The following is a 13,068-nucleotide window of genomic DNA, read 5'->3' as shown; positions in this document are numbered from 1 at the left end:
ATATTCATGAAGAACATAGAACTGAAGTTATAGAGCTATAATTACGCGTTGAACCACTTTTTGTTGCTTTGCGCCCTTCGCGCTGAAGGCGCGAAGGACAGTTTGGTGGTATATGATCGCGCCGATCTGACTAACTATTCTTAGTCTTGGTAGTCCGAGAGTCCTGAGTGGCGTTGCCGTCTGCTGCGGGGTCTGCGCCTGGGATAGCCGCATTCGGCGTCGAACCAGCCTTGTCATTCGAATGCATCTTATCGGCTTCTTTGCTCGCCGATGAACTGTTTCGAGATGTCGGCTGGTCACTCTGTGCCATTGCCGATCCTGTGATTGCAGCGCAGAGCGTAGCCGCAAGTACCAATGCCGAAAATCGCATCTGTTTCTCCCATCGTTATGCTCGAATAAACAGCCTTCGTGCGTACTTGTTCGGGGAATAACAGCTTTCTCCATATAATTCCGGGATTATTATTTTGAAATTATAAAGATGTGTCAGTATTTTATGGCCGTTCACAGAATCATCACAAATTATTTGTTGAAGTTTTAGAAATTAAGCCGGCCACCAGTTTTTCCTGGACATTAACCGCAAAACAATCTGGGTTTCGTTTGTGAAGATCTATACCACCATGCTCACAATCCTCGGGCTACGACGGCAATGTCCAGATGTGCGGCAAGCCGCTCCCGAATTGGCACGCAGCAGCGGCCGGGTAGGAGATCGAGGATGCAGCCGCGCTTCAGTTCGCACACAAGCGCACGGTAGCGTGAGCCGCGCTGCCGCGCCCAGTCGTTGATGCCGGCCACGCGCGGCGGCGAGGGTGGCGATTGAGGGCGCCATCAGGCCTGTAGCGGTGTCATCGCGGGGAAAACACGCCAGGGATGATCGTGCCGCTCTGGCCGAAAAGATCCTGGGCCCGCGTGCAGCTGCCCGGAACGTCCTGCTGATAAGCGGCCAGATAGGAACGCGCCTGAAGCAACAGGACATCGCGGTCTAGTTCAGCCGGATCGACGCCCATCGCCTGCACCGCCCCTTTGAAGCGATCCTGATCGGTCCTGAGCTTTTCGCAGTGCAGATTTACGAAGCCCACTAGCCCAGCGAGCTTGGCCGCGTTGCGCTTGGAGGTGGGGATGTCCGGCGCCTCTTGGGCGCGCAAGGTGGCCGTACCGAGACATAGGATGGTAGCCCACAGAAGGGTGTGGCGGTGCATAGCGGTGCTCCTTTTGGCCCGGCATCTGTGTCACCGGTCGATGCAGTTCTGTAGGTAGCGTGCTCGGGCGTGCTCCATGGCGGTGAAGTCAGCCATGCTCGCCGGGTTGCGCAGTTCCGGGTCGTCGGGAAGCCGCCCGAAGAAGCGCGTCTCCGGATCGAAGACGAACGGGCGCGCGCCGGTATAGGCGCCCATGCGGTTCCGAACCTCGACGGCACCACAGATCGCGCCTTGCCGGCCGCGTCGAAGCTCGCTCACTCTGGCGTCTGTGCTACGCAATGCCTGCCCAACCGAAGCGAGGATGGCCTGAGCATGCTCCTGTCCGATGGTCGCGCCCGATCCATCGACGATGCTCTGAGCGCGGACAGGTTGAGCGCACGCGGCGAGGACGGCCCCGACGAGCAGGCGAAGGGCGATCGCGCTGGTCGCTCGCGATCGCGAGATGGATGGCGGCCCTGCTCGCTCATGGTCGCGCCCTACGACCACAGCGCCCGGTGACGCCTGCCTCATGCTCCAGCGCCCTGGCGGCAGCGGCCACCGAGGTTCTTGTAGCGGATGCTGCGCAAACCCGCTTCGAACCAAACCGTACCCGGCTTCCGGGGATCGTAGCCGTAGAGATTGATCTGCATGTCGCCTTCCGGGGCGCGGATCGTGGCAGGACTGCTTGAGCCATCGAAGGCCCAATGCGGCGATGGCACGTTCGCACCTCCGAAATCGATTTGGCTCCCATCCTGCTCGCGCTGGAAGAGCAGCGAGACGACCGGCGCTGACTGCACACCCTCGATGCGAAAGTAGAAGCCGACGAGGGGCGTCTGGTCGGCGAAGTTGTTGAATTCGCAGTACAGGGTCGATGTCGACGTCCGGGGCGCTGTGATCGTGGGCCTGGCTTGCGTCGTGACCGTTTCCGTTCCTGATCGGTCTGACCGGACCATGAATGCGACTATCAGCGCTGCGAGGATCACAATCGAGGCGATCGAACCGAACAGGATGTGTTTCACGGGAGAGCGCCGCGGTTCGCCCACGCCGGCGATCCCATCACGCTCAAACGAGAGCGGCGGAAACCTGACAAGCTATTGATCATCAGAGGGGGAGGCGCCCTGCAGCGACACACATGTGCGGACCATGTCACTCAGCGTCAGCTGCTTCGTATCGCCGACATTGGCGGTCTCTTCCAGGCAATGCATGAAGTATTCTCGCGTCAGTTCGGGCGACAGGGCGCTCATAGCTTTACCCATGCGGTTCGTAAAATCGATCTTGTCGGACATCGAAGCCCGCGGCCATGTGGACGCTAAATCGTCTATCTTCAAACGCGCCCAAGCTGGACTCGACAAGATGATTGATGAGTATATTAAAATTGCCATAAATCTTGCCATCGGTTCGCCTCGCTCACTCCAGTGTCGCCAACGTATACTAATTGCCTGTCAAAACTTATTGGAAGACGCTGTGTCGATTCAGTGTTGAGCTCTAATTTACGCTGTTGTTTTGTGGCTGCGTCCGCGTCGATGGATAGACGATGTTGAGGCAACATAGATCCGGATCTTATTCGGGTGGATCTCCACCTTTCGGAGCGGCCCGGGTCAGGTGCCGAAAGGCCCTGGAATCCTTTTGCTCAGACCCTCAACTCGATGTGCGATTGAGCGACTTGGATGAGGTCGACCAAAGTCTCAACGCCAAGTTTTACCCGAATTTTCGACGTCACACTGATAAGCCTGCGATATTTGATCGGTAAGATCGCGGCAATTTCATCGTAGGACCTGCCTCGACCGATCAACGACAAGATCTGCAGCTCTCGCGGCGTCAGATTTGCAAAAGGCTTAAGGCGCTCTCGCGTGTCGAGCATCGCGATCTTCGTGGCAATCTCGTGTGGCAGGTATCCGCGCCCGGCCTGAACAGTCGCGAGCGCCTCCAGCAGCGTCGTGATGGGCGAGTGCTTGAGCGCGAAGCCGCGGGCGCCGACCTTGAGCGCGTGCGCGATGATGATGGGGTCGTCAGTCTCGCTGAATACCAGGATGTGCGAGGCTGGGTTCGAGGCACGCATCTGACGGATCAGGGTCAGGCCGGATAGGCCGTCCTCCTCGAAGTACAAATCCGTCACGACCAGTCGTGGCTTATGGCTATGGAAGACGGCATAGCCGGTGACGATGTCGCTCGCCTCGAGCACGTTGGCGATGCCAATATCTTTCGCGAGCCGGCGGAAGCCCTCGAAGATGACCGGGTGATCGTCGATGACGAGCAGGGTGTCCTGCTTACGTGGAGCGGCTCGCTTGGTACGTGGGGTCATCTCCATCACCGCGGTCATGGCGCCCTCCTGCTTTCACTCCGGCTCTCATCGATCGGTCGCACGTCGTGCTCGGTGAGATCGGCCAGGGCCGCCTCGTGGCCGAGGCCGCGGTTTCGCGTGTTGAAGTAGTGTTGGCACATCTCTCCGTAGAGGCGCTTGTGCCGACCGTGGCGAGCCGCGATCTGCCCGAGCCCATCGATCAGGGCACGATAGCTCTCGCCCTTGCCGACCTCCGCGAGCATCTGCCCGAGCTGGACCGTGCGGTTGGCGATCATGCGTGGATCCTCGATGAACCCGCCCGCGGCGCCATTCAGAGCTGTGCGCATCGCCCGAACCGGTTCCGTGTCGGCCGGTAGGGGGTGACCGGCCTCGCGGCCCGCGAGCCACCGGGCCGGGTCGGTGCCGTCGGTGGGGGTGAGCCAAGCCGGCAGTTCGGTCTCCGAGGTTCGAGCCACCACCACCGCTTGATCCGCGTTCTCGGCCTGGCTGCCGCGATCGCAGGCCGACACCATCAGCACGGCGAGGAGGGCGAGAACCGGTCTCATCGCGATGTTCCCGGCTCGGCATGACGAGCCAGCGTCGGCGCGTCGGCCGCTTGGGGCAAAGCTACGATCGAGCGCGGGCCTTCGGCGACGGAAATACGGCCGGTGACCGTCAGGCTTTCGAGATCGACGATTGACACGTCGTCCGAGAACCAGTTGGCGACGTAGGCGCGGCTGCCCAGGATCGCCACGCCCTCAGGGTATTTGCCGACCGGGATGGTTGCTACGACCTTGAGGGCTTCGGCGTCGATCACCGAGACTGCGGCGGCGTGCTGGTCGGTGACGATGACGCGGCCCCCGTCTGCGCTGACGGCTACCCCGTACGGGCTCGGCCCAGCTGGCATGGTCGCGAGGATCTGGCCTCCGGCCGTGTCGATCACCGTCATGTCGTTGCTGCGGACGTTGGCGACGTAGAGCCGGTGGCGGACGGGATCGAAGGCGAGGGCGAAGGGCCCGTCGCCGACGGGCAGGCCGGAGATGCGTTCCATCCGGTCGGTATCGACCACACCGACGGAACGGTTCTCCCGCTCGGCGACGTAGAGCCGTCCACCCTTGCCGAGGACGAGGTTGGTGGGATCGCGCCCGACGGCGACCTCATCCTCGACCGCCCCGGTCGCGGTCGAGAGGCGCACAACCCGATTGCCCGACCAGTCGCCGACATATATTGCCCGCCCGTCCGGCTCGACCGCCAACCCGAAAGCCTGACCGGCGAACGGCAGGCGGCGCGTCGCCCCATCCGGCTCGATCACCGTGATCGCGTGCCCATCCGGATGGCTGACGTAGAGGCGGCCGCGGGCGTCGGTCGCCACGACGGCCGGAGCGGGCGCCACGGCGAGCGCGGCCGACACGGCTCCGCCCTCGATCCGCGCGACCTGCGCCCCCTGTTGGCTCACGATCGCCAGGTTCCCGGCACCGGCAGATGTGCCGAAGGCCACCCCAGCCACCATCAAACACATCAGAGCCGAGCACCGGCGCATCCCCCGCAGATGGCGGGATGCGATCCGAGGAACATTCATTGCGTCGCCCCTCCCTCCACCTTGGCCTTCAGGCCCTTCAGCCCGTCGGCGAAGTAGCGGTTCATCGCCTCCTTGCCGGCCGCGTCGGAGAGTTCCTCGGGCGGCTCGTTGCCGGTGTCGCCGCGATAGAAGCGGCCCAACCACTCAACCTTCGACCCATCGCCGTCCGGCGTCACGGTCACGGTCGCCGAGTACGATGAGACCGGCAGCGCCTTCAGGTCCGGATCGGACATCCGGTAGGAGTAAGTCCGCGCCTCCGCCTTCCACTCGTCGAGCCCCTCGACCAGCGTGCCGCCCTTCTTTAGCGTTACCTTACGTACGCCGCCTTCGGCATCGCCGCCGGTAGCCTCGACCTTCGCGACGTCGGGGTGCCATCCGCCGATGCCGCCGAACGGGCCGACCACCTTCCAGACTGCGTCCGGGCTCGCTCGGATCGTGACCGTCTGATCGACCTTCTGCGGGGTCGGCCCATGGGCCAGGGCCGCGCCGGTCGCGAGGACGAACAGGATCGAGGGGACGATTCGACGCATGGTCAGGTACTCCGGGGACGCGGGACGAGAAGGCGGACTGGATTGCCGAGCGCGGACAGCGGCGCGGCGAGCAGCACGCCGAGCACGAGGAGCAGCGCGGCGGCACCGAGGAACGGCCGGGGATCGATCCGTCCAGGCAGGGGCCGGGGTGTCGCCGCGGCGAACAGCGGCGTGGGCAGACCGTCGGGTCCGTCGAGATGCACGTAGGCGAGGCCTGTGGCCGCCGCGAGGGTCTTCAGGTAGCCCTCGCGCACCGATGACAGATGCTCGGTTCCGTGCGCGGCGGCCGCACCAAACGGGGCATTGCGCGGCTCGTAGCCCTCTCGCGTCGCCGCATCCTCCGGGGGCGGCCCGAAGCGGTTCTCCTGCTGGACGTCGGCCTCGGCGTAGAAGCCGCGCTCGCGGCCGCGGTCGTCGAATTTGGGAATTGGTGATAGCCCGTACCCACCGGCGCCGACGATCAGGCCGCGCACCGCGCCCGGCTTCGCGTCGAAGGTCGGCGCCCGCCCGGCGGGCTGCGGCGGCGTCTCCTGACCGTCGGTGATGAACAGCAGGTCGACACCGAGGTCGGCTGCCATCGCGATGGCACGGTCGAGGCCGGCGGCGATGCGGCTGTCGCCTTCCCAGGCCATGCGCCAGTCGAGGGCCGACAGCTCCCCATCGAGCGGCGTGAAGTCGGCGCAGACTTCGACCGGCGTGAACAGCAGGAACGGGCGTCGCTCGGTGAACAGGCCGAGCGCCATCCGCGAGCCGCAGGGCAGGTCCGCCACGAGGCGGCGCAGCGCTGCCTTGACCGTCTCCAGACGGCTCTCAGGGTGACCGTCGACCGCGTAGTCACGGGTGTTCATCGATCCGGTGATGTCGACGACGGCGAGCACGGCGACGCCGGTGCGTGTCACCGGCAGCGGCGGGATCACCAGTGCCACGAGGGCAAGCGCGAGGGCGAGGGCGAGGGCCTGGAACCGGCGTCCGCGCAGGTTGTGCGCCAGGGGCAGACGGACGGTCATGGTCCCCCCTTCGGCTGGCCGGGAATGTCGGTCCAGATCTTCTTGGGATCGGCCTGCAACTCCTCGCCCTCCTTGCGCTCGAATTCCGGGTAGTCCCGGATCAGGCGCGAGGCGACATCGAGATTGAACTTGGCGTCCCAGAAGTCGGGCCGATCGTGCAGGGCGCGGCGGTAGTCTTGACGGGCGAGCGTGACCTGCGGTCCGGCCTTGTCGAGCTCGCTGCGGGTGATGAGCGTGAAGGCGTCGCGCACCCGCGCGTTGGCGACGAGGTAGCGTGCGCGCGCGGCGGCCTCAGGAGTGTTTGCCCGATCGAGGGCCGCGATCAGCGGCTCTGTTTCCCCGAGCCGATCACGCTGGGCGAGGAACCGAACGCGAGCCACCAGGACGGGAGCCGGCGCGTCCAGGCCGACCTCGAGGTCATTCTTGGCGTCGAGGGCCGCGATCGTGCCGTTGGCTCGCTCAGCCCGCCACGCCGCGACGCCGAAGCCGCCGGACGCGAGAGCGAGCACGATCGGCAAGGCGAGGAGCAGGTTCGAACGCGTGCCGATCCAGGCGCGGCGCAACACGTCTCCGGGATGCCGGGGCGCTGTCATGCAGCCCTCCGCGACGCACTCCGTACCGAAGACGCGGCCGCGTGCGGTATCGTGGATCCGCGGCGACTCGACAGATCTGCCTCGGCGAGCGCGGCTGCGACGAGGATCGCGAGGCTCAAGCTGGCCAACGTGTACGCGATCCAGGTCAGATCGTGCCGAGGGCGGACCTCGGTGTACGGGATCGGGTCGCGCTCCAGCGCCTCGATCTGCGCGATCGCGTCGGCGACCGCCTGCGGCCCCTCCGCCTCGAAGGCGCGGTAGGGCACGCCGAGGCTCCTGAAGAACAGGTCGAGGTGGCGCTCCGGGGCGGCCTGCGGGGTGTCCTCACCGGCCGGCCGGTCGTGGATCGACGGCGCGCCCTTGGTGCGCAGGAACAGCCAGTACAGGTTCGGCCGCAGCTTGGCGGAGGCGGCGCGGAGCTGGTCCTGCACCCGCGGGTCGATCACGGCAGCGCCGTCGGAGATGAACAGCAGCACCCGGGAGCCGCTGCCCTCCGGCCCGAACTGCGACAGCGCCATGGCGAGGCCACGGGCGACGTTGGTGTAGTCGAGGCCCGGCCGATCGATGGCTGCCACCGCCGCCCGCACCGCGTCGTGTCGGTCGGTCATCGGCATCACCAGCATCGGAGCGGTCGAGAAGGCCGTGACCGCGAACAGGTCGTGGCTGCGGGCCCCGACGAAGCCCGCGAGCAGGCGCCGGGACGCGGCCGCCTTCGATTCCTCCGCGCCCGAGGGTTGCCGCCCCGCGAAAGTCTCGTTCATGCTGCCCGAGCGGTCGATCAGCATGGAGACCTGCGCGCCGATGCCGATCCGGGTGATGCGCTCACCGACCCGATAGGGGCCTGCGAGCGCCAGGATGAGGCCGCCGAGCGCGAGGATGCCCGCCGTCGTCAAAGTACGGTTGATCCAGCGGGATACAGGATCGTGGGGAACAGCGGAGACGGCTGGGATCGCTGCCGTACGGCGGCCGGATGCGACAAGTGGGATCAGGGCAAGCGGCAGCAACCACAAGACCCAGGGGGTTGCGACTCCAAATCCGGTGAACCAAGCGATCAGTGGGGAGGTCGCGCCCATCTCAAGCCGCCCGCTCCACGGCCGCGAGGCGGCGCACGCTCGCCTCGACCTCGGCCCATGGCCACGCGACCTGAGCGGTAACTGTATCGCGGCCGAAGAACGCTTGGCGCGAGGCGGCGAAGAAACGGGCTAGCGCGGCACCCTCACCCTGAAACGCCGGGTGCCGGGCGAGAAACGCGGGTAGGTCGTCGGCGAGCACACGGCGCCCGTCGGTCTCGTCGAGGCCACGATGGATGAGGCGCAGAGCCTCACGGTATCCGCCGTCGCCATCACGCCCGAGGCGGTGCAGCGCTCTGGTGGCCCGGGTGAACGGACGCTTGCGCCGATGGCCGAACCAGGCCCGATCGTAGGCCAGCGCGGCCAGGGACAGGATGGCCAGGACGAGGCAGAGCAGCGAGGCCTGCAGGAGTGGCGCGGGATCGAGCCGCCCACCACGCCCGTCCGGACGCAGGTACTCGGCCGGGTCGTCGTGCTGAGGCGGCTGGATCTCGCGCAGGGACGACATGCCGAGCGACCAGCCCGGGACCTCGGCCTTGGCCGACGTCGTGCCACCCGCGGTCTGGCTCTCCAGGACCACGGAGAAACCCGGCACAGCGACCTGGCGCGTGTCGAGGGCCGCGTAGAAGGTCTGGTAGGTCAGGCGCAAGCGGATCCGGCCCGGCGCCTCCTCCACGTCGATGGCGCGCAGGTCGAGCCAGTACGTCACTGGTCCCGGCTGCGGCAGGGACGCCTTCTGCAATCTGAAGCCCTGATCGGTGGCGATGTCGACCTGGGTATGCACGAGGTCACCGAGGAAGTAGCCGAACGGCCGCGAGACGCGCACCTCGACGTCGCGGATCTGAGCCGTCGCAGCTCCTTGATGCAGGATAACGAGAAACAGGACGAGGAGGACGGAGGCGGGCAAACGCATGGTCACCTCGTCAGCAGGTGACGGCTGAGGAGGTCCGCGTCGAACCGGTCGGAGAGGACGAACGGGGTTCGCGCCCCAGCCGCTACCGCGGCGGTCCTCAGGCGCTCACGGCGCGCATGCTCCTGCTCGATCCAGCGCCGTCGAAGGCTCGGCCGCAGAAACACGAGGCGGCGGCCGGCGCCCTCGAGGTCGTCGAGTTCGGCCAGGCCCCATTCCGGCAGCCGCTCATCCTCGGCGCTGTCGGCAAGGAGCACCGGCACGGTGTCGTGGAGGGCCAGGGACGCGAACACCCGCGCGATGAAGGCGTCGGGCCAGCGGAAATCCGAGAGGACGAAGACGAGCTTCGGCCGGCCGATCAGCTGATGTGCGGCGTCCAGCATTCCCGTGGCACTGGTACTCACGCCACTAAGACGCCCCAGGCGGTCGGCGATCGAAAGCGCCGGACCACGACGCCGTGTGGCGGGTAAGTACAGATCTGCCCGAATCGCTTGATCACAGCCGATCAGGCCAAAGCCGTCGCCGATCCGGGTCGCCGAGGCGGCTAACCCGGCACAGAGATCGCGGGCGAGTGTCATCCGATCGGCCGTGCCCCGGTAGCGCATCGAGGCGGACAGATCGACGAGCGCCCAGACCTCCACGGTGGTGCGCGTCTCGAAGCGCCGGACGTGAATCCCCTCGAACGGGTCGCGGAGCGTCGCGCGGATGTCGATCCTGCGGGCATCCGGCAGGGTCAGGAACGGGACCTGATCGCGGTAGGTGCCGAGCCCGCCGGCGTCCCGCCCGCGATGGGCACCGACCCGGCTGCCGCGCGGTCGCCAGCGCGGCAGGTAGACGATCTCGGCGGAGGGCCGCCCGGTCACGGCGCCGGCACCGTCTCGAACACCGCCCGGCACAGGGCCGGCACGATCTCGGCCCGGCGGATCTCGTATATCGGCTCGAGGAAGACGCGGTGCGCCATCACCTCGGGAAAGACCGCCCGCACATCCTCAGGCACGAGCCAGTCCCGTCCTTCCAGCCAGGCGCGGACCCGGGCGGCCCGCACCAGGAAGGCGACGCCGCGCGGCGAGGCCCCGCCCTGCACGAGACCATCCATCTCGACGTCGGGCAGGCGGATGCCGGCCTCGGCCGGCCGCACCAGGGCTTCCCAAAGCGCGACCACGTAGGCCTCGATCTCGGGCGCGGCCTGGATCGCGTGCTGGATCGCCGCGCTGATGCCGCCGATGCCGGCATGGTCGAGGACGCCCGCGGTCACAGTCTCGATGAGCCGGTCGGTGTCGTGGAAGCGGGGATCGAACACCAGGGCGCGCCGCGCCGCGGGGTCGCCGGGGGCCTCCAGGCCGATCTCCATCAGGAAGCGGTCCCGGGCGGCGGCCGGCAGCTCGAAGGTCTCCTCGCGCTCGACCCGGTTGCGGTCGGCGAAGACCTGCAGGTTCGGGAACCGGTACTCTCGGTTGAAGGCCGTGACCGTACGCTCGGCCATGATCCGCAGCAGCAGCGCGTGCACCTGCGGGCGCGCCCGGTTGATCTCGTTGAAGAAGAAGACCGACAGGTCCTCGGCGCGCCGCAGCACCGGCCCGGGCTCGACCCGCGGCCGCCCGTCGTCGCCGAGATAGGTGTGGTAGATCAGGTCGGTCGGCATCATGTCGACCGTGCCCTCGACCCGCTCGTAGGCGCCGCCCAGCGCCCGGGCGACTGCCCGCAGAAGGGTGGTCTTGCCGACGCCGACATCGCCCTCCAGCATGACGTGGCCGCGGGCGAAGATGGCGATGGTCGCGAGGCGGATCGCCCGCTCCTGGCCGATCACGGCCTTGGCGATCTCGGCCTCGAAGCGCGCGGCCGCCGCCCGCCAGTCGGTGAGCATCGCGTCGCCGCAGCGGGGATTGTTCATGGTGGGGACTCGGGCGCGCTGAGGACCTGCACGGATCCGCGCGGGACGGGATCCGTGCAGGTGAAGAAGCTACTTCGCAGAGATCTTGCTGACGTCGTACTCGAATTTGCCGGTCTTCTGGGCATTGGCGATGCGCTGCTTGTTGCGCTCCTCCATTTGCTTGATGGACTCGGCCTGCTTGTTGACCTCCTTCGGGTCGTGCTTCGGATCGTACTTGGATCCGGCGATTTTCTCGGGGAAGCCGGGCTTCGGCTCCCAACAATTACCCGGTGCCTTGCAGGTCTGGCCGTCATACGCGAGGGCCGGCACCGCCAGGATCGTCCCCGCGGCCACAACCGCCGCCGTGATCATCATGCGCATCGTCAGGCTCCTTCTCTCCCTGGGTGGCCGGTCAGGCCGTTCGACCGCGTCCGGACTGGGCGCAGCATCGCGCGAACGCTCATTCCGTCAGCGGCTTGCACTGCCCGGGCGCGTCCTTGGCGAAGGTCTCGCCCTCCTTGAAGGGCGTGTAGGTCTTCTTCTGCTCGTCCGTGAGCCAAGCCGCGTCCTTCACCGGGCCCGTATAGAGATGCCGGATCCAGGCAATGACCTGCAGCATCTCGTCCGGATTGAGATCCTCGTTGTGCGGGCCCATCATGCCGTTGGCACCGCCCCACAGGGTGGAGAACAGGCCGACGTCTTCGGTGTTGGCCGGGTAGGTCCAGTAGTTGTCGTTGAGGCCGGGCCCGACCTTGCCCTCGGCGAGATGGCCGTGGCAGCCCGAGCACGAGGTCAGAAACAGGCTCTCGCCGTTGCGCAGGCAGGACTTGTCGTCGATGTAGACGTTCTTGCCGGTCTGGAAGAAGGTCTGGACGGCCTTGGTATCGCGCCCGCCGGGCTTGCCCTCGTTTGTGTCCATCACCTCGCCGGTGATCGTGTTGTGGAACTGGATGCCGGTCTGAGCCCCCGCTTGCGGTTGAGCCAGGACGACCCCGCCGACCGATACGGTCGCGAGACACAGACCGATCAGGACTGGAAAATACGGCTTGTAGTGGGACATGCGTGGTCCGAGACTCTGATGATGACGGGGGGCGTGCAGGCGAAGGCGGCTAATTCGTCGCCGCGACGGGCACGCCGTCCTGCTTGAGGATCGCCGCGATCTCCGGCTTCGCCTTCGTGATGGCCGCGTCGAGGGCGTCCTTCAGGGTCGGGTCGTCCTTGCGCACGCCCATCGCCTGGTCGAACATCTGCGGCATGGGACGTCCGTCGCTGCTCACCGTGTCGTTGGGCACGAGGGTGATGCGCAGGGGCACGGTTGAGGCCTTGACGTAGCGCGCCACGTCCGGGGCGAAGGCCACACCGACGTCGGCCTTGTCGTTGGCGACCTCGCTGACGATCCGGGCCGGATCGATCTGCGTGTACTGGTTGCGCGGCGATCGGAAGTTCACCAGCGAGTAGAGGTAGGCCATGTCCTCCTCGTAGCGGCCGATATCCTTGAGCATCGCCTCGCCCGGGGAGCCGAACGGCACCACCATGTGGTCGACGCTCTTCAGCCGCGGGTCGGACCACGACTTCACGTCGAGATCCTTGTCGGCGCGCGTGATGAAGACGTAGCCGCTGCGATAATACGGCTTGGTGGTCAGCACCCGCGGATCGTCGCTGTCGAGACCGACGACGACGTCGCAGATCTTTTTCTCCAGACCGTCCCGCACGAGGTAGATCGCCGGCTTGTCGAGCCAGACGAAGACCGGCTTCTTGCCCATTGCGTCTGCTACGGCGGTGGCGACCCGGTTCTCCAGTCCGGAACCGTCGCGCATCGAGAGCGGCGGCTGCTTGGCGGAGGCGCAGATGCGAAGGGACGCGGGGTCTGCCGGCGGGGCGGCGGGGGCTTTGCCCTGATCCGACTGGATGGCCTGGGCCTCCGATTCCTGGGCGATCCCCGGGACGTAGGCGAGGGCGAGGGCTGCGGCGCAGGTTGCCGCACGCAGGATCGATCGGCCGATCAGCGGCATCTGTTTCATTCCCTGATCTGATTCTTGTTCGGGTGCCGCGG

General features: G+C 66.5%; 17 protein-coding genes. All 17 read right to left on the bottom strand.

Features of this window, described 5'->3' with window-relative positions:
- Positions 1 to 842: 842 nt before the first annotated feature.
- Entirely contained in the window at positions 843 to 1,196 is a 354-nt protein-coding gene (locus tag ACLBXP_RS18540) for a hypothetical protein (RefSeq protein ID WP_447669224.1), read from the bottom strand.
- A gap of 30 nt (positions 1,197 to 1,226) precedes the next feature.
- A complete protein-coding gene (locus tag ACLBXP_RS18535) occupies positions 1,227 to 1,391 on the bottom strand; it encodes a hypothetical protein (protein ID WP_447669223.1) in 165 nt (54 codons plus the stop codon).
- 311 nt (positions 1,392 to 1,702) lie between these two features.
- Positions 1,703 to 2,194, bottom strand: a complete 492-nt coding sequence (locus ACLBXP_RS18530) for a hypothetical protein (protein ID WP_447669222.1) — start codon at positions 2,192 to 2,194, stop codon at positions 1,703 to 1,705.
- Between the two features lie 72 nt (positions 2,195 to 2,266).
- Positions 2,267 to 2,461, bottom strand: a complete 195-nt coding sequence (locus ACLBXP_RS18525) for a hypothetical protein (RefSeq protein WP_447669221.1) — start codon at positions 2,459 to 2,461, stop codon at positions 2,267 to 2,269.
- Positions 2,462 to 2,805: 344 nt separating this feature from the next.
- Positions 2,806 to 3,495 carry a response regulator transcription factor gene (locus ACLBXP_RS18520; RefSeq protein WP_447669220.1) on the bottom strand — a complete coding sequence of 230 codons (690 nt, stop codon included), beginning with the start codon at positions 3,493 to 3,495 and terminating at the stop codon, positions 2,806 to 2,808.
- Entirely contained in the window at positions 3,492 to 4,022 is a 531-nt protein-coding gene (locus ACLBXP_RS18515; protein WP_447669219.1) for an MxaH protein, read from the bottom strand. The genes ACLBXP_RS18520 and ACLBXP_RS18515 overlap by 4 nt, the downstream gene beginning before the upstream one ends.
- The gene (locus ACLBXP_RS18510) at positions 4,019 to 4,966 is read right to left on the bottom strand and encodes a YncE family protein (protein ID WP_447669218.1); all 948 of its coding nucleotides are present in this window, start codon (positions 4,964 to 4,966) and stop codon (positions 4,019 to 4,021) included. Before ACLBXP_RS18510 ends, ACLBXP_RS18515 begins: the two co-directional genes overlap by 4 nt.
- A gap of 65 nt (positions 4,967 to 5,031) precedes the next feature.
- Complete coding sequence (locus ACLBXP_RS18505) at positions 5,032 to 5,565, bottom strand: SRPBCC family protein (protein ID WP_447669217.1); 534 nt, start codon at positions 5,563 to 5,565, stop codon at positions 5,032 to 5,034.
- A gap of 2 nt (positions 5,566 to 5,567) precedes the next feature.
- Positions 5,568 to 6,572 (bottom strand): vWA domain-containing protein, encoded by a 1,005-nt coding sequence (locus tag ACLBXP_RS18500; RefSeq protein WP_447669216.1) that lies wholly within the window; start codon positions 6,570 to 6,572, stop codon positions 5,568 to 5,570.
- Complete coding sequence (locus ACLBXP_RS18495; protein WP_447669215.1) at positions 6,569 to 7,165, bottom strand: MxaK protein; 597 nt, start codon at positions 7,163 to 7,165, stop codon at positions 6,569 to 6,571. Before ACLBXP_RS18495 ends, ACLBXP_RS18500 begins: the two co-directional genes overlap by 4 nt.
- Positions 7,162 to 8,238, bottom strand: a complete 1,077-nt coding sequence (locus ACLBXP_RS18490) for a vWA domain-containing protein (RefSeq protein ID WP_447669214.1) — start codon at positions 8,236 to 8,238, stop codon at positions 7,162 to 7,164. The genes ACLBXP_RS18495 and ACLBXP_RS18490 overlap by 4 nt, the downstream gene beginning before the upstream one ends.
- A gap of 1 nt (position 8,239) precedes the next feature.
- Entirely contained in the window at positions 8,240 to 9,148 is a 909-nt protein-coding gene (locus ACLBXP_RS18485; protein ID WP_447669213.1) for a nonribosomal peptide synthetase MxaA, read from the bottom strand.
- 2 nt (positions 9,149 to 9,150) lie between these two features.
- A complete protein-coding gene (locus ACLBXP_RS18480) occupies positions 9,151 to 10,008 on the bottom strand; it encodes a DUF58 domain-containing protein (RefSeq protein ID WP_447669212.1) in 858 nt (285 codons plus the stop codon).
- Positions 10,005 to 11,036: an AAA family ATPase gene (locus tag ACLBXP_RS18475; RefSeq protein WP_447669211.1), complete on the bottom strand. Its 1,032-nt coding sequence runs from the start codon at positions 11,034 to 11,036 to the stop codon at positions 10,005 to 10,007. The genes ACLBXP_RS18480 and ACLBXP_RS18475 overlap by 4 nt, the downstream gene beginning before the upstream one ends.
- 69 nt (positions 11,037 to 11,105) lie before the next feature.
- Complete coding sequence (locus ACLBXP_RS18470; protein WP_447669210.1) at positions 11,106 to 11,396, bottom strand: methanol dehydrogenase [cytochrome c] subunit; 291 nt, start codon at positions 11,394 to 11,396, stop codon at positions 11,106 to 11,108.
- 79 nt (positions 11,397 to 11,475) lie between these two features.
- Entirely contained in the window at positions 11,476 to 12,075 is a 600-nt protein-coding gene (moxG, locus tag ACLBXP_RS18465; protein WP_447669209.1) for a cytochrome c(L), periplasmic, read from the bottom strand.
- A 49-nt stretch (positions 12,076 to 12,124) separates the two neighbouring features.
- Complete coding sequence (moxJ, locus tag ACLBXP_RS18460; protein WP_447669284.1) at positions 12,125 to 13,027, bottom strand: methanol oxidation system protein MoxJ; 903 nt, start codon at positions 13,025 to 13,027, stop codon at positions 12,125 to 12,127.
- Positions 13,028 to 13,068: the final 41 nt, after the last annotated feature.

Source organism: Methylobacterium sp. A54F (assembly GCF_053346035.1).
Note: the sequence above shows the minus strand (reverse complement) of the source record. Positions and strands in the feature narration are given on the sequence as shown.